We start from the raw sequence: 20078 nt of genomic DNA, 5'->3' as shown, positions 1-20078 counted from the left end.
GCTAGCATGGAACAATTTCACGGTACCACCATCATCAGCGTGCGGCGCAAGACGCCCGATGGCTACTCAGTGGCGATCGGCGGTGACGGGCAAGTTACCTTGGGCAATATCGTTGTCAAGGGCACGGCCCGCAAAGTGCGCAAGCTCTATCACGGCAAGGTGCTGGCCGGGTTCGCCGGTGCCACGGCCGATGCTTTTACCCTGTTCGAGCGCTTTGAAGCCAAATTGGAAAAACACCAGGGGCATCTGGTGCGCTCCGCCATTGAACTCACCAAAGATTGGCGCACCGACCGGGTATTGCGGCGCCTGGAGGCCATGCTGGCGGTGGCCGACAGCGAAGCATCGCTCATCATCACCGGCAACGGCGACGTACTGGAGCCCGAGAACGGAATTGTGACGATTGGCTCGGGTGGCGCTTACGCACAGGCCGCGGCCATCGCCTTGCTGAACCACACGGACATGTCGGCGACCGATATCGTCAAGAAGTCGCTGGAAATTGCCGCCGACATCTGCATCTACACCAACATGAACCACACCATAGAAACCTTATGAACTCTTGCGGGACAGTCCGAAGCTACACGCAGTGAGCAAGCCCTGTCCCCAACTGATTAAGTCATGACACCCCAAGAAATTGTTGCTGAACTCGACAAGCACATTGTTGGCCAACAGCAGGCCAAGCGTGCGGTTGCCATTGCCTTGCGCAATCGCTGGCGGCGCCAGCAGGTGGAGCCGGGTTTGCGCGCGGAGATCACGCCCAAGAATATTCTGATGATAGGCCCGACGGGCGTTGGAAAAACAGAGATTGCGCGGCGCCTGGCGCGGCTGGCGGATGCCCCTTTCATCAAGGTCGAGGCCACCAAATTTACCGAGGTTGGCTACGTCGGCAAGGATGTGGATGCCATCATCCGGGACTTGGCTGATATTGCGGTCAAGCAAACCCGCGTCGTCGAGATGAAAAAAGTACGCGCACGCGCCCAGGACGCTGCCGAAGACCGGTTGCTGGACATCCTGATCCCACCGCCGCGTGGCGATTTCGGCGGCCCGCAAAGCGCCGAGACAAAGGGCAGCGCGCGCCAGACTTTTCGGAAAAAACTGCGCGAAGGGCAGCTGGCGGAGCGGGAAATTGAAATCGATCTGGCGCAGTCGGCGCCGCAACTCGAAATCATGGGCCCCGCCGGCATGGAAGAGATGACCGAGCAGTTGCGCGGCATGTTTGGCCAGTTGGGGCAACAAAAGCGCCAGTTGCGCAAACTGAGAATCAGCGAAGCCTCCAAGCTGCTGATCGAAGAGGAGGCGGCAAAGCTGGTCAACGAGGAAGAAATCAGGACGCAGGCCTTGCACCTGCTGGAGCAGAGCGGCATCGTGTTCATCGACGAGATCGACAAGGTTACTTCACGCGCCGAGGGCAGTGGTGCCGAGGTGTCGCGCCAGGGTGTGCAGCGCGATTTGCTGCCGCTGGTGGAGGGCACGACGGTATCCACCAAATACGGCATGGTCAAGACGGACCATATCCTGTTCATCGCTTCGGGTGCTTTTCACCTGAGCAAGCCAAGCGACCTGATCCCCGAATTGCAGGGGCGCTTTCCGATTCGCGTCGAGTTGCAGTCTTTGTCGGTGTTGGACTTTGTTGCGATTCTGACGCAAACGCATGCTTCGCTGGTCAAGCAATACCAGGCCTTGCTGGCGACTGAAAATGTGCACGTGGAGTTTCTCGATGAGGGCATTACTCGGCTGGCGCACATTGCGTTCGACGTCAATGAGCGGACCGAAAATATTGGCGCACGGCGCCTCTCCACGGTGATGGAGCGGCTGCTTGACGAGGTCAGTTTTGATGCCGCCAAACTGGCCGGCCAGACCGTCACGGTGGATGCCGCCTATGTCGACGCCCGGCTGGGCGAGTTGAGCCGGAACGAAGATCTTTCAAGGTACATCCTGTAACCTTGCGGGACAGACCAAGAAGTGCATAGCAATTTTGCTCTGTCCCCAACTGATTGTCAGATGTTGGACGTTCACCAACTCTTTCCCGAATCGATGGGGGTTTCGGGATATGTTCAAGCATCACTTTGACAACCAGCGCTAAGTTCTTAATTTAGAACGATTTTTCGTTTCGAATTTCTCAGAAGTCGGTCCTAAGTCCTTGATTTCATTGAAATAATTTGTTGCATGGCCATTTGCAGCGACTGTTTTTGCTGGTACAGTGCAAAAAAGTGCAATTAAGTGGTGAAAAGTGCCTTTGTACTTTCATTTTTTTGTATTTCTACCAACAAAGGTGCACTGTCGTGTTTCAAGGGGCCTCATCGTTAAGTCTGGATGCCAAGGGTCGGCTTTCCGTGCCGACCCGGTACCGTGACGTCTTGAGTGCCACGGCCAATGGCCAACTCACCATCACCAAGCATCCCCATGGCTGCTTGATGCTTTTCCCGCGCCCCGAGTGGGAAAAGTTTCGTGAGCGGATTGCGGCGCTGCCGATGTCGGCCCAGTGGTGGAAGCGGATTTTTCTGGGCAATGCCATGGATGTCGAAATAGATGGTACCGGCCGTGTGCTGGTGTCTCCCGAGTTGCGCCAGGCCGCAGGCATCGCGAAAGACACCATGCTGCTGGGCATGGGCAATCATTTTGAGTTGTGGGACAAGGCGACTTACGAAACCCAGGAAGCCGAAGCGATGGCCAGCAACATGCCCGACGTCGTCAAGGATTTCTCCTTCTGAAGGTTGACGGTGGAAACCTCATGGAAACACAGCACCGTTTTGTTGAACGAAGCAGTTGATGCTCTTCTCGACAATCCGGCTGCCCGCCCCGACGATCCGGCGGCGCCGGCACAGACCTATGTGGATGCCACTTTCGGCCGCGGTGGTCACACCCGCCTGATTCTCTCCAGGCTGGCGCCGCAAGGGCATTTGATCGCTTTCGACAAGGACCCGGAAGCCCTGGCCGAAGCCGCGAGCATCGAGGACTCCCGCTTTTCGATTCGGCACCAGGGCTTCTCGCATCTGGGTGAGCTGCCGCCGGCGAGCGTGGCAGGTGTGCTGCTTGATCTGGGCATCAGTTCGCCGCAAATCGACAACCCGGCGCGGGGTTTCAGCTTCAGGTTCGAGGGTCCACTGGACATGCGCATGGACACCACGCGCGGACAGAGCCTGGCGCAGTGGCTGGAGACTGCCGAGATTGACAAAATTGCGGAGGTGATACGTGACTACGGTGAAGAACGGTTTGCTGGCTCCATTGCAAAGGCGATTGTTGCTCGCCGACAGGAACGGGGCCCAATTTCAAGCACCACTGAATTGGCCCAACTCGTGGCTGACGCGGTCAAAACCCGCGAGCCGGGCCAGAACCCTGCAACGCGCACATTTCAGGCTTTTCGGATTTTCATCAACGCCGAGCTTGAAGAGTTGCAACAGGCGTTAGCCGCCAGTCTTCACGTTCTGGCACCCGGTGGTCGCCTGGTGGTGATCAGTTTTCACTCGCTGGAGGACCGTATCGTCAAGCAGTTCATCGCGCAGCACTCGCGTGATGAATACGACCGGCGCGCCCCTTTTGCGCCGCCCAAGGTGATGCGTTTGAAAGCCCTGGCGCGCATCAAACCCGGCGCCGCCGAGGTGGCAGCCAATCCGCGCGCGCGCAGCGCGGTGATGCGCGTGGCGCTGAGGACCGAGGCATGAGCGGCGCCGGGCCGTCCCAAGGCGCGAAGGACCCCTTGGGGGGCAGCGTAGTACACGCAGTGACAAGCGTGGGGGCGCAATCATGACCAGATTCAATCTGCTGCTGCTGCTGGCGCTGCTGGCCAGTGCCCTGTATCTGGTGAACGTGCAATACCAGTCGCGCCAGCTCTACTCGGATCTCGACAAAGCGCGGTCGCAGGCGCGTCAACTCGAAGCCGACAAAGAGCGCCTGCAGGTGGAAAAGCGCGCGCAGGCGACGCCGCTGCGGGTCGAGAAACTGGCCAAGGAGCAATTGCAGATGCGCTCGACAACGCCGGCCGTGACCTACTACGTGACTTACGGCGCCGCGTCGTCTGCCGTGCCTTCCGCCGCCACCGCCTCAGAGCCACGCGGCTCTGCTGCAACCGGGCGTATCCAATGAGTCGCAGCATCGCCTACACCTCCAGTCCCTTGCTGGCCAGCAGGACGCCGGTCTGGCGCAGCAAGTTCATTGTGGCCGCCATTGCCCTTGGCTTTGGCGCGCTGGCTGCGCGCGCTGCCTACATCCAGGTGATTGCCAATGACTTTTTTCAAAAACAGGGTGAAGTGCGTTTTGTGCGAACGCTTGAATTGCCGGCCAATCGCGGCCGCATTCTGGACCGCAATGGTTTGATCCTTGCGTCCAGCGTGCCGGCGCCCAGTATCTGGGCCATTCCCGAAGACATCGAGCGCGACCCGGCCCAGTTGCAGCAACTTGCCAAGTTGCTTGATATGCCGCTGGCGGAACTCAGCAAACGCCTGGAAAACGAGGACAAGACCTTTGTCTGGCTGAAACGGCAAGTCGACGATTCGGTGGCGCAAGAGATCATGGCCTTGAAGATCAAGGGCGTCTATCAGCGCAAGGAGTACCGGCGTCAATACCCGGAAGGCGAAGCCGCTGCCCACGTGGTGGGCTTCACCAATGTGGAGGACATTGGTCAGGAGGGTATTGAGCTCGCGTTCAACAAGGAACTCGCGGGCCACAATGGGTCGCGCCGCGTCATCAAGGACCGCATGGGGCGGGTGGTGGAGGATGTGGGCGAGCAGATTGCGCCGGTCGACGGACCGGATTTGCAACTCAGCGTCGACAGCAAGGTGCAATTCTTTGCCTATCAGAAGTTGCGCGATGCGGTGCAGCTATACCAGGCCAAGGCCGGCAGTGTGGTGGTGCTGGACGTCGTCACCGGTGAAGTCCTGGCGCTGGCCAATTACCCCAGCTACTCGCCCATGCGGCGGCAGAACCTGAGCGGCGCGCAGTTGCGCAACCGGGCGCTGACGGATACCTTTGAGCCCGGCTCGGTCATGAAGCCATTCACCATCGGGCTCGGTCTGGAGACCGGTCGCGTGACGCCGCAGACCCTGATTGACACCGGTGCCGGCAAGTTCACCATCACCGGCTCCACCATTTCCGATTCGCACCCCAACGGTGTGTTGACGGTGGAGGGCGTGATTCAGAAGTCCAGCAATATTGGCGCTGCCAAGATTGCGATGCAAATGCAACCGCGCGAAATGTGGGAGCTGTTCTCACAAGCGGGTTTTGGGCAAAAACCGCAGATCAGTTTTCCCGGTGCCGTGTCGGGCAAGTTGCGTCCCTACAAGACCTGGCGACCGATTGAGCAGGCCACCATGTCGTATGGCTACGGTCTGTCGGCCTCGCTGTTTCAGATGGCCAGGTCCTACACCGTGTTTTCAAACGACGGCCAGATCATTCCGCTCACCATGCTCAAGAGCAGCGAGCCGGCGCTTGGCGTTCAGGTGCTGTCGGCACGCACCGCCGGTCAGGTGCGCAAGATGCTGCAGATGGCGGCCGGGCCAGGTGGCACCGGGCAGAAAGCGCAGACCATAGGCTACTCGGTGGGGGGCAAATCCGGTACCGCCTACAAACAGGTGGGCAAGAGCTACGGCAGCGCCGGGAACCGCAAATACCGGGGCTGGTTCGTCGGCCTGGCACCGATCGAGAAGCCGCGTGTCATTGTGGCGGTGATGATCGATGAACCCAGCGCCGGCCAGTATTACGGCGGCGCGGTGGCGGCTCCGGTGTTCAGCGAAGTGGTGCAACAGACGCTGCGCATGATGGGAGTGGCGCCGGATGTGGCGGTCAAGCCGCAAATCGTGGCGCAAGCGGTGGAAGAAAGCTTTTGATGCTTGAATTTCATACGCCCATAGATGCCGCCAAGTGGTTGCGAAGTCGCGCCAGTGGCACCCTTCACAGCGACAGCCGCAAGCTGCGCCCGGGGGATGGCTTCATCGCCTGGCCGGGCGCGGCCAATGACGCTCGCAAGTACGTGACCGGCGCTCTGGGCCACGGCGCACAAGCGTGCCTGGTGGAGCAGTTGGGCGTCGAGCGCTACGCCTTCAGGGATCAAAGGGTTGCCGCTTACGCTGGCCTGAAAGCGGCCAGCGGCCTGATCGCCGCGGCCTATTTCGAACACCCGTCCGAGCAGCTCGATGTGCTGGCGGTGACCGGCACCAACGGCAAGACTTCCACCGTTTGGTGGTTGGCCCAGGCCTTGTCGAAGTTGAAGCTGGTTGCGCCCATTCCATGCGCCATGGTGGGTACTTTGGGCATAGGACGACCGCCCGCCATCGTGGCCACCGGTCTGACCACGCCGGACCCGGTGTTGCTGCAACAAGCGTTCAGGCGCTTTGCCGAGGAGGGAGTCAAGGCCTGTGCGATGGAAGTCTCTTCGATCGGGATTGAAGAGCAGCGCTTGGCCGGCACCCGTGTCCGGACTGCCATTTTTACCAATTTGACACAAGACCATCTGGACTATCACGGTTCGATGGCGGCTTACTGGCACAGCAAGGCACAGTTATTTGCGTGGCCGGGCCTGAAATCGGCGGTCATCAATATCGACGACCCTCAGGGCGCGGCGCTGGCGGGCACGCTGGCTGCTGGCGCACTCGATGTCTGGACGGTTTCGTGCATCGGTGCGGCCAGACTGCAGGCCTGCGACGTTTGCCACGACGCGCAGGGTCTGCAATTCACGGTGCAGGAGTCCGCGGCCGGCGCCATGGGTGGCGAGAGTTATCGACTGCAGACCCGGCTGATTGGGCTATACAACGTTTCGAACCTGCTGGGTGTAATGGCGGCCATGCGCTCGATCGGCGTGCCGCTGGCGGCCGTGGTCGACGCCTGCGCCGGCTTGACGCCGGTACCGGGGCGCATGGAAGTGGTGAGCGGCGCTGGGCTGTCTCAGGATGCGACCGGCGTTGGGTCAACGCACCAGCTGCCGCAGCAGCCACTGGCCGTGGTCGACTACGCCCATACGCCGGATGCCCTGGACAAGGCCTTGCTGGCCTTGCAGCCGGTAGCCCGGCAACGCGGCGGCCAGCTTTGGTGCGTGTTTGGCTGTGGTGGCGACCGCGATGCGACGAAGCGACCCTTGATGGGTGCCATCGCCGCCCGCCACGCGGACCATGTGGTGGTGACCAGCGACAACCCACGCAGCGAAAAACCGGAGGCCATCATCAGCCAGATCCTGCTCGGTCTGACCGGTCATGGCGCCGTCACGGTGGCGCCCGACCGCGCGCTGGCGATTGCCCAGACGCTGGCCCAGGCAGCCGCCAGCGATGTGTTGTTGATCGCCGGCAAAGGGCATGAAGACTACCAAGAGGTAGCGGGCCGGCGGCTGGCGTTTTCCGATCAGGAGCACGTGCGCCGTGCCTTGCACGCCTGGCTGGCACCCGCCATCCCACCGGGGACGCTCCGTGAACACGGCATGCTGACCTTGGAGCAGGCCCGGCAGTGGCTGGGCACTGCGCGCCTGGTGGGCCGCGGCGAGGTCTCTTTCCGGCGCGTGCACAGCGATACGCGTACCGTCGAGCCGGGCGATTTGTTTGTGGCGCTGCGCGGCGAGCGTTTTGACGCCAATGATTTTCTGCTTGAGGCCAAGGCCAAAGGTGCGGTGGCGGCCCTGTGCCAGGGCGACGCCGACGCGCGCTTGCGCGCCGCCGGCCTGCCGGGACTGGTGGTGGCGGATGCCAAGCTGGCCCTGGCGGCGCTGGCCACCAAGTGGCGCGCGCAATTCAAGCTGCCGCTGATTGCGGTGACCGGCAGCAACGGAAAAACCACGGTGACGCAGATGATTGCGGCGATCCTGAGTGCCTTCAAGCCAGAGGCCTTCCTGGCCACCCAGGGCAATCTGAACAATGACATTGGCGTGCCCCTGACGGTGCTGCGTTTGCGCCGTCATCACGAGCTGGCGGTGATTGAGTTGGGCATGAACCACCCGGGTGAAATCTCGGTTTTGGCAGCGATTGCGCAGCCGACCGTGGCTTTGGTGAATAACGCGCAGCGCGAGCATCTGGAATTCATGGCAACGGTGGCGGCGGTGGCACAGGAAAATGGTGCCGTCATCGATGCACTGCCCGACAGCGGCGTGGCGGTGTTCCCGAGCGACGACCGCTACAGCGCTGCCTGGGCGACCCGCGCCGGGCAACGTGCGGTGCAGCGATTCTGTATTTCGGACGACGAGCCGGGAAGCGGCGTCGAAGTCCGTTGCCGCGAGGCGATCTGGTTGGGCGATGCCTGGCAAGTGACGGTCGAGACAACGCATGGCCCGCTGCACTATGCCTTGCATATTGCCGGTCTGCACAACGTCAAGAATTCAACCGCCGCAATTGCCTGCGCGCTGGCTGCCGGCGTGCCGTTGGCGGCGATCGCCCAGGGCCTGGCCGCGTTTGAACCGGTCAAGGGGCGCTCCCGTGCACTGGTGCTTCAGTGGGGCGCGCATCCCATCACCCTGGTAGACGACAGTTACAACGCGAACCCGGACTCGGTCCGTGCCGCCATCGAAGTGCTGGCAGCGCTGCCGGGCCGGCGTCTGCTGGTGCTGGGCGACATGGGTGAAGTGGGCGATCAAGGCCCGCAGTTCCACGCCGAAGTCGGTGCCTTGGCTCGCAGCCTGGGTGTCGATCGCTTGTTTACTTTCGGCGATCTGTCTGTGGCCGCCTCGACCAGCTTCGGAGCCGGCCGCCATTTTGGCGATATGGATTCGCTCCGGACGGCGCTGCTGGCTGAACTTGCGCAGACTGACAGTGTGCTGGTCAAAGGGTCCCGCTTCATGAAGATGGAACGCTTGGTCGATGCCATCACAACCGAGGCCTCAAATGAAAAATGGAAAAGAGAAAACCATGCCGGTTAACGTCAATTTCAGGAGTTCGCAATGCTTTTGAGCCTGGCTCAGTGGTTGCAGTCGCTGTCGCCTGAATTCGGATTTTTCCGGGTCTTTCAGTACCTGACCTTGCGTGCCGTGATGGCCGCTTTGACGGCCCTGCTGATCGGCCTGGGGGCCGGGCCTTTTGTCATTCGCCGCCTGGCCGAACTCAAGATTGGGCAGCCGATTCGCGGCTATGGCATGGCATCGCATTTGAGCAAGAGCGGGACCCCCACCATGGGCGGCGTCCTGATTCTGTTGTGCATCGCTGTCTCCACGCTGCTGTGGGCTGATCTCAGCAACCGCTTCGTCTGGATCGTGTTGCTGGTCACGCTGGGCTTTGGCGCGATTGGCTGGACCGACGACTGGCGCAAGGTGGTGGACAAGAACCCCGAAGGCATGGCCTCGCGTGAAAAATACCTGTGGCAATCCGTGATTGGCCTGGTGGCTGCGCTGTACCTGGTTTTCAGTATCTCCGAGAACTCCAATTTGCGCGTGCTGGAACTCTTCTTCAAATGGGTGCAGTCGGGCTTCGATTTGAACCTGCCGCCCAAGGCCGGCCTGCTGTTGCCGTTCTTCAAGGAAGTCAGCTACCCGCTGGGCGTACTGGGCTTTGTCATCCTGACCTACTTGGTGATCGTCGGTTCCAGCAATGCCGTGAACCTGACCGATGGTCTGGATGGCCTGGCCATCATGCCGGTCGTGATGGTCGGCTCCAGCCTCGGGATTTTTGCCTACGTCACGGGCAGCGCGGTGTATTCCAAATATCTGTTCTTCCCGCACATCCCGGGTTCCGGCGAGTTGCTGATCTTCTGCTCGGCGATGGCCGGCGCCGGCTTGGCCTTTTTGTGGTTCAACACGCACCCGGCACAGGTGTTCATGGGCGATGTCGGCGCGCTGGCACTGGGCGCGGCCTTGGGCACCATTGCCGTGATCGTGCGCCAGGAAATTGTGCTGGCCATCATGGGTGGTATTTTTGTCGTGGAGGCCTTGTCGGTCATGTTGCAGGTGAGCTGGTTCAAATTCACCAAGAAGAAATATGGCGCAGGCCGGCGTATCCTGAAGATGGCGCCGCTGCACCACCATTTCGAGAAAAGTGGCTGGCAGGAGACGCAGGTGGTGGTTCGCTTCTGGATCATCACGATGCTGCTGTGCCTGGTCGGCCTGTCCACCTTGAAGCTGAGGTAGGAATGACGACTCCCGCGCCTGCCACTGCATTCGCCGCGCTGCCAGCCGAAGGGTTGGTGCCGGGCCGAGGGCAGTCCGCTGCTGGCACGACCTCCAGGCTCAGTGGGCAAGAGGTTCTGATCCTGGGCCTGGGTGCCTCCGGTCTGGCGATGGCGCGCTGGTGTGCCCGCGCCGGCGCCCGGGTGACGGTGGCGGACAGCCGCGCCGCGCCACCGCAGCTGGCCGCGCTTGAGCAGGAGTTGCCGGCTGCCCGCTTTGTGACCGGTGCCTTCGATGCGGCGCTGGTGGAGGGGACTGACCTGCAAGCCGTGTTCAAGAGCCCGGGACTGACGCCCCTGGAAGTCGCCGCTGTTACCGACGCCGCGCGTGCCAAAGGGATCAGGATGGGCGGCGAATTGGGGTTGTTTTCCGAGGCCTTGGCCGAGCTCCAGGCGACACGCGGCTACCAGCCCAAGGTGCTGGCCGTGACCGGCACCAATGGCAAGACCACGGTCACTTCCCTGGCCGCTCATTTGGTCGGCCGCAGCGGTAAAAGCGTGGCACTGGCGGGCAATATCGGACCGACCCTGCTGGACACCCTGGCGGCGCAACTCGATGCCGATGCCTTGCCCGAGGTCTGGGTGATCGAGTTGTCGAGTTTTCAGCTTGACACCGAACACAACTTCGAGCCGAGCGCCGCAGCGGTGCTCAATATCACGCAGGATCACCTGGACTGGCATGGTTCCCTGCTCGCCGCCGGGCCGCCCCAAGGCGAGAACGCCCCCTCGGGGGGCAGCGCCGCACACAAAGTGGCAAGCGTGGGGGCAGCGATGGCAGCTTATGGCAGCGCCAAGGCAAGGATTTTCGGCCGGCAGGGCCTGCTGGTGCTCAATCGCGACGATCCTCTGGTGATGGGTTTGCTGAGCGCCGCCGGACCAGTCCAGGAGGCCAAGCGTTCTGACTCAGTGCGGGCAAAACCACAGCGGCCGCAATCCAGGTCCTACGTCACGTTTGGCGCCGACCGGCCGACCCGTCCCGGCGACTTTGGCCTGGAACAGGTCAACGGCATGCTGTGGCTGGTGCGGGCCCTGGAAGCCGATGAGACCTTGAAAAAGCGCAAGGGCGATGAGCCTGAACTGCACATTCAACGCCTGATGCCAGCCGACGCCTTGCGCATTCGCGGGCGCCACAACGCGCTCAACGCGCTGGCGGCGCTGGCGCTGTGCCTGGCGGCAGACTGTGCGCTGGGTGCCATGCTGTATGGGCTGCGCGAATACCGGGGCGAGCCGCACCGGCTGGAATCGGTGGGCGTTTTCGATGACGTCGAGTTTTTTGACGATAGCAAGGGAACCAACGTCGGCGCCACCGTGGCCGCCCTGTCGGGCTTGGGGCCCGAGCGCAAGCTGGTCGTGATTCTGGGCGGCGTCGGCAAGGGGCAAGACTTTTCGCCGCTGGCGCCGGTGGTCTCCCGCTGGGCGCGCGCCGTGGTGTTGATCGGGCAGGACGCGCCACTGATCCGGGCCGCCTTGCAGGATACCGGTGTGCCGATGCTGGAGGCGGCCTCGATGGCGCAGGCAGTGGCGCAGGCCCGGGCGCAGGCCCGGGCGGGTGACGCGGTGTTGATGTCACCGGCCTGCGCCAGCTTTGACATGTTTGATAACTACCAGCACCGGGCCCGGATGTTTGCCCAGGCGGTCGGCGAGCTGGCCGGTGCCGTGATGGAGGGCGCCCCGTGAGTACGCGTTTGGGCGTCACCGGCAGCACGCCAACGCGCGTCGTTGGCTTTGACCAGCCGTTGCTCTGGGTCACCCTGGCGCTACTGGCCTGGGGGCTGGTGATGGTTTATTCGGCCTCGATCGCGATGCCGGAGAACCCGAGGTTCGCCAACTACACCCATACCTATTTCCTGACACGCCATGTACTGTGGCTGGCGATGTCCCTGGTGGCGGCGCTGCTGGCGTTTCAGGTGCCGGTGGCGACCTGGGAGAAGGCGGCGCCATGGCTGTTCGTGGCGTCTCTGGTGTTGCTGATAGCGGTATTGATTCCGCATGTCGGCAAGGTGGTTTACGGCGCGCGCCGCTGGATTTCCCTGGGGCCCTTCAGTTTCCAGCCATCCGAGCTGGCCAAATTCGCCGTTCTGCTTTATGCGGCCGACTACATGGTGCGCAAGATGGAGGTCAAGGAACGCTTCTTCCGCGCGGTGGCGCCCATGGGGGTGGCGGTGGCGGTGGTCGGCATGCTGTTGCTGGCCGAGCCCGATATGGGTGCCTTCATGGTGATTGCCGTGATTGCCATGGGGATTTTGTTTTTGGGCGGCGTCAATGCCCGCATGTTCCTGCTGATCGCCAGCGTGTTGCTGGTGGCGTTCGGGCTGATGATTGCGATGAGCGAGTGGCGGCGCGAGCGCATTTTTGCTTACCTTGACCCCTGGAGCGAGAAGAATGCCCTGGCCAAGGGTTATCAACTCACGCATTCCCTGATTGCCATCGGGCGCGGTGAAATCCTGGGTGTCGGGCTCGGCGGCAGCGTCGAAAAACTCCACTGGCTGCCCGAGGCCCACACCGATTTTCTGCTGGCTGTGATCGGCGAAGAGTTTGGACTGGTGGGGGTGGTCTGTGTGATCGGCCTGTTTCTCTGGTTGACGCGGCGCATGATGCAAATCGGGCGTCAGGCGATTGCGCTGGACCGGGTCTTCGCCGGGCTGGTGGCGCAAGGCGTCGGCATCTGGATGGGCTTTCAGGCCTTCATCAACATGGGCGTGAATCTGGGTGCCCTGCCCACCAAAGGTCTGACCCTGCCGTTGATGAGCTACGGTGGCTCGGCCATTCTGGTCAACCTGGTGGCGTTCGCGGTGGTGCTGCGGATTGACTTCGAGAACCGCTTGCTGATGCGCGGAGGTCGCGTATGAACATGAACCTCGCCGCCGGCGAAGCTACAAGCAGGGAGGTTCGCAAGACGGCCTTGGTCATGGCCGGCGGAACGGGGGGCCATATCTTTCCGGGTCTGGCGGTGGCGCAGGCCTTGCGTGAACGCGGCTGGCGTGTGCACTGGCTGGGCGGTGTGGGGACGGCGACGCAGCCCAGCATGGAAAGCCGCTTGGTGCCGCCGCAGGGCTTCTGCTTCGAGGCGATCGATTTCACGGGTGTGCGTGGCAAGGGGTGGCTGACGCTGGTCGGCTTGCCGTGGCGCTTGCTGCGCGCCTGCTGGCAAAGTCTGGTTGTGCTGCGCCGCGTCAAGCCCGATGTCGTGCTGGGGCTGGGCGGCTACATCACTTTCCCGGCCGCTCTGATGAGCAAAGTCCTGGGCAAACCACTCTTGCTGCATGAGCAAAATTCGGTCGCCGGGATGGTCAACAAGCTGCTCTCAGCCCTGGCGGATCGCGTCTTTACCGCTTTTCCGGGGGTCCTCAAACAAGGGAGTTGGGTTGGCAACCCCTTGCGTCCGGCATTCATCGGCGGCCCCGAGCCGGCCACCCGTTTTGCCAACCGCAGCGGCCCTTTGCGCTTGCTGGTACTGGGTGGCAGTCTGGGCGCCCGCGCTTTGAACGACATCGTGCCGCAGGCACTGGCGCTGATTCCTCGCCAGCAGCGTCCGCTGGTCATGCACCAGAGCGGCACCAGCCAGATCGAGGAACTGCGCGCCAATTACGCGCGGGCCGGGGTGCAGGCCGAACTGACGCCCTTCATAGAAGACACCGCGCAAGCCTTTGCCGATGCCGATCTGGTGCTTTGCCGAGCCGGTGCCAGCACGGTCACTGAAATTGCAGCGGTCGGGGCGGCTGCCTTGTTTGTGCCTTTTCCGTTTGCCGTGGACGATCACCAGACCGCCAACGCCCGCTTTCTGGTCGACCAGGGCGCCGGCTGGTTGCTGCCCCAGTCCGAACTGAGTCCACAGCGGTTGGCGGACCTGCTGCAAAAGATGGAGCGTGCTGCGCTATTGGCCTGCGCCGTGGCGGCCAAGAAACTTGAAAAAGTCGATGCCACCGTGAAGATCGTGGCGGCCTGCGAGGAACTGATCGCATGAAACACGCCATCCGTCACATCCACTTCGTAGGCATCGGCGGTGTTGGCATGTCGGGCATTGCCGAGGTGCTGTTCAATCTGGGCTATCGCGTCAGCGGCTCGGACCTGAGCGACAGCGCCACCCTGAATCACCTCGCCGGACTGGGCATCCAGACCTACCGCGGCCACGCCGCCGACAACATCGTTGGTGCTGACGTGGTGGTGGTTTCCAGCGCCGTGCCGGCCGACAACCCGGAAGTGCGCATGGCGCGCGAGAAGCGAATTCCGGTGGTGCAGCGCGCGCTGATGCTGGCCGAGCTGATGCGACTCAAGCAGGGCATCGCCATCGCCGGGACCCACGGCAAGACCACCACCACCAGCCTGGTTGCCGCCGTGTTGGCCGAGGCCGGACTGGACCCCACTTTTGTGATTGGAGGCCGTCTCAACAGCGCCGGGGCGAATGCCCGGCTCGGGCAGGGCGAGCACATCGTGGTCGAAGCCGACGAGTCGGACGCCTCATTCCTGAACCTGTTGCCGGTGCTGGCGGTGGTCACCAATATCGACACCGACCACATGGCGACCTACGGCCACGATTTCGCGCGTCTGAAGCAGGCGTTCGTCGATTTTCTGCACCGCATGCCTTTTTACGGGTCGGCCATTTTGTGCACCGACGACGCCGCTGTGCGGGAGATCGTGGCGCAGGTCAGCCGCCCCATCACCAGCTATGGTTTCAACGAGGATGCCCAGGTGCGGGCGGTCGACGTGCAGGCCGTGGCAGGGCAAATGCACTTCACGCTGCGACGCCGCAACGGCGTGGTGTTGCCGGACCTGGCGCTGGTGCTGAATCTGGCCGGCCGTCACAACGTGCTCAATGCCCTGGCGGCGATCACCGTGGCGGGAGAACTCGGCATCGGCGACAGCGTGGTGCAAAGAGCACTTGCCGGCTTCAAAGGCGTGGGCCGGCGCTTTCAGCGCTACGGCGAGCTGATGGCGCGCGGCGGTGGCGCTTTCACTTTGATTGACGACTATGGCCATCACCCGGTTGAAATGGCGGCGACGCTGGCCGCGGCACGTGGCGCCTTTCCGGGGCGTCGCCTGGTGCTGGTGTTCCAGCCGCATCGCTACACGCGTACCCGCGACTGTTTTGAAGATTTCGTCAAGGTCCTGGGCCAGGTTGATGTGCTTGTGCTGACCGAGGTCTACGCGGCCGGTGAACAGCCGATTGAGGCAGCCGACGGTCGCAGCCTGGCGGCCGCTGTGCGTTTGGCCGGCCGCGTCGAGCCGGTTTTCGTGGCAGACATTGGCGCGCTGCCGCAGGCCATTATCGACCTGGCGCGCCGCGCCGACGTGGTGCTGTGCATGGGCGCCGGCTCGATTGGCGCAGTGCCCGGCAAAGTACTTGAATTGCTATCCGTTTCAGGGCTGCCTACAAAGGAGACACAGGGACTATGAGTCATTCGGAGCCAAGTCTTGGAAAAGTCGCCGTGCTCATGGGAGGGGCCTCCGCCGAGCGCGAAATCTCCCTGATGTCGGGGCATGGCGTGCTGGAGGCTTTGCGTTCGCAAGGCGTCGATGCCCATCCCTTTGACCCGGCCGAGCGTGATCTGGCGGAACTCAAGCGCGACGGCTTTGCGCGTTGCTTCATCGCCTTGCACGGCCGTTTTGGCGAGGACGGCACGGTGCAGGGCGCACTGGAGTTGTTGCGCATCCCGTACACCGGATCCGGTGTCATGGCTTCGAGTATCGCCATGGACAAAGTCATGACCAAGCGCATCTGGTCGGCGGCCGGTCTGCCGACACCCCGCTATGTGGTGCTGAACACCGAGCAGCAGCAGCGCGAGCAGATCGTGGCGGTGCCGGACGAACTGGGCTTGCCGCTGATCGTCAAGCCGCCGCGCGAAGGTTCCTCCATCGGCGTCAGCAAGGTCAGGGGCTATTCGCAAATGCAGGACGCCGTGCGCCTGTCGGCGCGCTACGACCCGGAAGTACTGTGCGAGGAGTTCATCGAAGGCGAAGAGGTCACCTGCCCGGTGCTGGGCATCGGGGCCGGCGCGCACACGCTGCCGGTGGTGCGCATCAATGCACCGGAAGGGGCTTACGACTACCAGAACAAATACTTCACCGACGCTGTCTCCTACCAGTGCCCCAGCGGCTTGCCTGCCGACGAGGAGCGCGAGCTCTCCAGCATCGTGCTGGCAGCCTACCGGGCGCTCGGTTGCCGCGGCTGGGCGCGCGCCGATTTGATGATTCGGGCCAAGGATCGCAAGCCCTTCCTGCTGGAGATGAACACTTCGCCTGGCATGACCAGTCACTCGCTGGTGCCGATGTCGGCGCGGGCGGCAGGCATCAGTTATCCGGCGCTGTGCGTTGCGGTGTTGCGCTATGCCACGCTGGACTATCCGCAGACCGGCGCCGGCGGCCGGGTCAAGGGGGCGCCATGACGCAGACCCTGGCCACGCCGCTGGATGTGAAGCTCATGAACCTGACGGCGTCCGTCCTGTTCCTGGTGTTTGCCTTCCTGGCGCTGAGCGTGTTGCTGGGGTGGGCGGCGCAGCAGCCGCTGTTTGCCGTGCGCGCGATCGCGGTGACCGGCGATGTGACGCACAACAACGCGGTGACCCTGCGCGCCAATGTGGCGCCGCAGCTCAAGGGTACTTTTTTCACCTTGGATCTGGATCGCGCACGGCTGGCCTTCGAGGCCTTGCCCTGGGTGCGCAAAGCGGTGGTGCGGCGCGAGTTTCCGAATCGCCTGAAGGTGCTGCTGCAGGAACACAAGGCGGTGGCGTATTGGGGGCAGGAGGGTGAATCCAGACTGGTCAACAATTTTGGTGAAGTGTTTGAGGCCAATGAGGGCGAAGTCGAGCAAGAAGGCGTGCCGCGTCTGATTGGCCCCGATGGCCAGGGAGCCCAGGTACTGGCGATGTACCAGGCGCTGCAGCCGGTGTTTGAAGTCATGGACATGACACTTGAGCAGGTCGAGTTGACCGGACGCGGCGGCTGGCGGGCCCGGCTCGATAGCGGCGCCCTGCTGGAACTGGGCGCCGGCTCCATGGCCGAGGTGCTGGCGCGCACGCAGCGATTTCTCAAAACGCTGACCCAGGTGAGTTCGCATTACGGACGCGCACCGGACGCCCTGGAGACCGCGGATTTGCGACATGAAGACGGTTATGCCATCCGCTTGCGGGGCGTAACCACATGGGCCCAGACTGGACCGAAAAAGTAGCGACAACACAAGCAACAGGTGAACATATGGCAAAAGAATACAAGGATCTGGTGATAGCGCTGGACATCGGCACGGCCAAGGTGATGGTGGTGGTGGCCGAGGTGCTGCCCGGCGGCGAGCTCAAGCTGGCCGGTCTGGGTATTGCCCCCAGCAACGGCCTCAAGAGCGGCGTGGTGGTGAACATCGATGCCACCGTGCAAAGCATTCAGCAGGCTCTGAAGGAGGCTGAACTAATGGCCGACTGCAAGATTACCCGCGTCCATACCGGGATCACCGGCAGCCACATCCGGGGCATCAATTCAAGCGGCATGGTGGCCATCAAGGACCGCGAGGTCAGCGCCGCCGACGTGGCGCGGGTGGTGGAAACCGCCAAAGCCATCAATATCTCCACCGACCAGCGTTTGCTGCTGGTGGAGCCGCAGGAGTTCATCATCGATGGGCAGGATGTGAAAGAGCCGATCGGCATGAGCGGCATCCGTCTGGAGGCCAAGGTGCACATCGTCACCGGCGCCCAAAGTGCGGCCGAGAACATCATCAAATGCGTGCGGCGCTGCGGCTTGGAGGTCGAGCAATTGATGCTCAACCCGCTGGCCTCCAGCCTGTCGGTGCTGACCGAAGACGAGCGTGAGTTGGGCGTGGCCTTGGTGGACATTGGCGCTGGCACCACGGATGTGGCCATCTTCACCAACGGTGCCATCCGCCACACCTCGGTGATTCCGATCGCCGGCGACCTGATCACCAGCGATATTGCGATGGCGCTGCGCACCCCGACCAAGGATGCCGAAGACATCAAGGTCGAGAGCGGCTATGCCAAGCAATTGCTGGCCGACCCGGACTCCCAGGTCGAAGTTCCGGGCCTCGGTGACCGTGGCCCGCGCATGCTCAGCCGCCAGGCCCTGGCCGGCGTGATCGAGCCGCGCGTGGAAGAAATCTTCTCCCTGGTGCACCAGGTCATGCGTGAATCCGGCTTTGAAGAAATGCTCTCCAGCGGCATTGTGCTGACCGGTGGCAGCTGCATCATGCCCGGCATGGTGGAACTGGGTGAAGACATCTTCCTCAAGCCGGTGCGACGTGGCATTCCCAAATATTCTGGAGCCTTGTCCGACATGGTGGCCCAGCCGCGCGCCGCCACCGTCATGGGTCTGCTCGAAGACGCACGATTGGCGCGCCTGCGCGGCTTCAAGGTGGCACAGAAAAACGGCTCCATGAAAACCGCTTTCAGCCAGGTCAAGGACTGGTTTGTGGGGAATTTTTAAAGTATGAAACCCCCACGCTTGTCACTGCGTGTACTACGCTGGACATGCCACTGCCAGAGGCAGAGTCTCTTCGCCCTGTCCCGATGTGCGCAGGCACATCGGGAGCCGAAGGGCTCAGCCCCGAGGGGGCTGGCCTTGCTTGGGGCGGCCCGGCGCGGCGGCCGGTGCTTGTGTGAACCAAACCTTTGGCTGGCGCGCGGCAGTCCCCATTGGCGATGGCGATGTACCGATCCTCCGTCCTAATGCATTACCAAAAAACAATTTGAACCAATTTCGGCAACTGTCAACTATTTGAAACTTCAGGAGAAAAAAATGCCCATCGAAATGATTGAAGAAGTAGCGTTTAACCAAGGCACCCAGATCAAGGTCATCGGCGTCGGTGGCGGTGGCGGCAACGCCGTGGCGCACATGATTGGCTGCGACGTGCAGGGCGTGGAATTCATCTGCGCCAATACCGACGCGCAGGCACTCAGTCGCAGCGAAGCGCATAAGAGCATCCAACTCGGCAGCAGTGGCTTGGGCGCCGGCAGCATGCCCGACAAGGGCCGCGAGGCCGCCGAACTGGCGTTGGACGATATCCGCGCCGCCATCGACGGCGCCCACATGCTTTTCATTACCGCCGGCATGGGCGGCGGCACCGGTACCGGCGCCGCGCCGGTGATTGCCCGGGTCGCGCGCGAGATGGGCATCCTGACGGTCGGGGTGGTCACCAAGCCGTTTGATTTTGAAGGCGGCCGGCGCATGAGCAATGCCGACAGTGGTCTGACCGAACTGGAGGCCAATGTGGACTCGCTGATTGTGGTGCTCAACGAAAAGTTGCTTGAAGTGCTGGGCGACGATGTAACACAGGACGAGGCCTTTGCGCATGCCAACGACGTGCTCAAAAATGCCGTTGGCGGCATTGCCGAAATCATCAATGTGCCCGGTCATGTGAATGTCGACTTTGAAGACGTGCGCACCGTCATGGGTGAGCCCGGCAAAGCCATGATGGGTACCGCCATTGCAGCCGGCCCGGATCGGGCTCGCATCGCGGCCGAGCAGGCGGTTGCCTGCCCCTTGCTGGAAGGTATCGATCTCTCCGGTGCCAAGGGCGTGCTGGTGCTGATAACCGCTGCCAAGGGGTCACTGAAGCTCAGCGAGTCGAAGTTGGCCATGAACACGATCCGAGCCTACGCGTCGCCTGATGCGCATGTGATCTACGGCACCGCCTATGACGACAACCTGGGCGACCAGATCCGCGTCACCGTGGTGGCCACGGGCCTGTCGCGCCAGGGCCGGGGCAAGCCCGCCATTTCGGTCGTACCAAGTGTTGGGTTGCGGACCGGTACCGACAACATTCCTTTTCACGTTCCGACTCTGAACGCCGCGCTCAGCGGCGCACCGTCGTCTGCCATGGCTCCAACTGGCCAGGTTCAGCCGGATTACCAGTCGATGGCAACACCCAGCGTCTGGCGCACGCGCGACCGGACCCAGGCGGCGGCTAAAGTCGATGCGCTGGCCAGTGGCGGCATGGACGACTTCGAGATTCCGGCTTTTCTGAGAAAGCAGGCGGACTGATTTCTTGTCGCCATCCGGACTTCGATTCGTGTCATCCC

General features: G+C 62.5%; 16 protein-coding genes. All 16 read left to right on the top strand.

Annotated features, from left to right (window positions below; all coding sequences use genetic code 11):
- The first annotated feature begins 6 nt into the window (after positions 1–6).
- The 16 genes from hslV (at position 7) to ftsZ (ending at position 20040) form a co-directional block, all read left to right on the top strand.
- Positions 7–552 carry an ATP-dependent protease subunit HslV gene (gene hslV, locus PHS32_RS14990; RefSeq protein ID WP_301079835.1) on the top strand — a complete coding sequence of 182 codons (546 nt, stop codon included), beginning with the start codon at positions 7–9 and terminating at the stop codon, positions 550–552.
- Positions 553–615: 63 nt separating this feature from the next.
- On the top strand, positions 616–1938 hold the full coding sequence (hslU, locus tag PHS32_RS14985; protein ID WP_301079834.1) for an ATP-dependent protease ATPase subunit HslU: 1323 nt from the start codon (positions 616–618) through the stop codon (positions 1936–1938).
- 341 nt (positions 1939–2279) lie between these two features.
- The gene (gene mraZ / locus PHS32_RS14980; RefSeq protein ID WP_301079833.1) at positions 2280–2708 is read left to right on the top strand and encodes a division/cell wall cluster transcriptional repressor MraZ; all 429 of its coding nucleotides are present in this window, start codon (positions 2280–2282) and stop codon (positions 2706–2708) included.
- 9 nt (positions 2709–2717) lie between these two features.
- Positions 2718–3659: a 16S rRNA (cytosine(1402)-N(4))-methyltransferase RsmH gene (gene rsmH, locus PHS32_RS14975; protein ID WP_301079832.1), complete on the top strand. Its 942-nt coding sequence runs from the start codon at positions 2718–2720 to the stop codon at positions 3657–3659.
- Positions 3660–3741: 82 nt separating this feature from the next.
- Positions 3742–4080: a cell division protein FtsL gene (ftsL, locus tag PHS32_RS14970; protein ID WP_301079831.1), complete on the top strand. Its 339-nt coding sequence runs from the start codon at positions 3742–3744 to the stop codon at positions 4078–4080.
- Positions 4077–5819: a penicillin-binding protein 2 gene (locus PHS32_RS14965; protein ID WP_301079830.1), complete on the top strand. Its 1743-nt coding sequence runs from the start codon at positions 4077–4079 to the stop codon at positions 5817–5819. The genes ftsL and PHS32_RS14965 overlap by 4 nt, the downstream gene beginning before the upstream one ends.
- Positions 5819–8824: a bifunctional UDP-N-acetylmuramoyl-L-alanyl-D-glutamate--2,6-diaminopimelate ligase MurE/UDP-N-acetylmuramoyl-tripeptide--D-alanyl-D-alanine ligase MurF gene (gene murF, locus PHS32_RS14960; RefSeq protein ID WP_301079829.1), complete on the top strand. Its 3006-nt coding sequence runs from the start codon at positions 5819–5821 to the stop codon at positions 8822–8824. The genes PHS32_RS14965 and murF overlap by 1 nt, the downstream gene beginning before the upstream one ends.
- Before the next feature lie 21 nt (positions 8825–8845).
- Positions 8846–10024, top strand: coding sequence for a phospho-N-acetylmuramoyl-pentapeptide-transferase (gene mraY / locus PHS32_RS14955; RefSeq protein ID WP_301079828.1), 1179 nt, complete (start codon positions 8846–8848; stop codon positions 10022–10024).
- 2 nt (positions 10025–10026) lie between these two features.
- Positions 10027–11739 (top strand): UDP-N-acetylmuramoyl-L-alanine--D-glutamate ligase, encoded by a 1713-nt coding sequence (gene murD / locus PHS32_RS14950; protein ID WP_366143489.1) that lies wholly within the window; start codon positions 10027–10029, stop codon positions 11737–11739.
- Positions 11736–12911 carry a putative lipid II flippase FtsW gene (gene ftsW, locus PHS32_RS14945; RefSeq protein WP_301079827.1) on the top strand — a complete coding sequence of 392 codons (1176 nt, stop codon included), beginning with the start codon at positions 11736–11738 and terminating at the stop codon, positions 12909–12911. Before murD ends, ftsW begins: the two co-directional genes overlap by 4 nt.
- Entirely contained in the window at positions 12908–14026 is a 1119-nt protein-coding gene (gene murG / locus PHS32_RS14940; protein ID WP_301079826.1) for an undecaprenyldiphospho-muramoylpentapeptide beta-N-acetylglucosaminyltransferase, read from the top strand. The genes ftsW and murG overlap by 4 nt, the downstream gene beginning before the upstream one ends.
- Complete coding sequence (gene murC, locus PHS32_RS14935) at positions 14023–15456, top strand: UDP-N-acetylmuramate--L-alanine ligase (RefSeq protein WP_301079825.1); 1434 nt, start codon at positions 14023–14025, stop codon at positions 15454–15456. Before murG ends, murC begins: the two co-directional genes overlap by 4 nt.
- Positions 15453–16445 carry a D-alanine--D-alanine ligase gene (locus tag PHS32_RS14930; protein WP_301079824.1) on the top strand — a complete coding sequence of 331 codons (993 nt, stop codon included), beginning with the start codon at positions 15453–15455 and terminating at the stop codon, positions 16443–16445. The genes murC and PHS32_RS14930 overlap by 4 nt, the downstream gene beginning before the upstream one ends.
- Positions 16442–17227 carry a cell division protein FtsQ/DivIB gene (locus tag PHS32_RS14925; RefSeq protein ID WP_301079823.1) on the top strand — a complete coding sequence of 262 codons (786 nt, stop codon included), beginning with the start codon at positions 16442–16444 and terminating at the stop codon, positions 17225–17227. The genes PHS32_RS14930 and PHS32_RS14925 overlap by 4 nt, the downstream gene beginning before the upstream one ends.
- Positions 17228–17253: 26 nt before the next feature.
- A complete protein-coding gene (ftsA, locus tag PHS32_RS14920; protein ID WP_301079822.1) occupies positions 17254–18483 on the top strand; it encodes a cell division protein FtsA in 1230 nt (409 codons plus the stop codon).
- Positions 18484–18795: 312 nt separating this feature from the next.
- A complete protein-coding gene (gene ftsZ, locus PHS32_RS14915; protein WP_301079821.1) occupies positions 18796–20040 on the top strand; it encodes a cell division protein FtsZ in 1245 nt (414 codons plus the stop codon).
- Positions 20041–20078 lie beyond the last annotated feature (38 nt).

The organism is Rhodoferax sp. (assembly GCF_028714215.1).
Taxonomy (GTDB): domain Bacteria; phylum Pseudomonadota; class Gammaproteobacteria; order Burkholderiales; family Burkholderiaceae_C; genus Rhodoferax.
The sequence above is the reverse complement of the archived record's forward strand: the minus strand, read 5'-3'. Positions and strand labels throughout refer to the sequence as shown.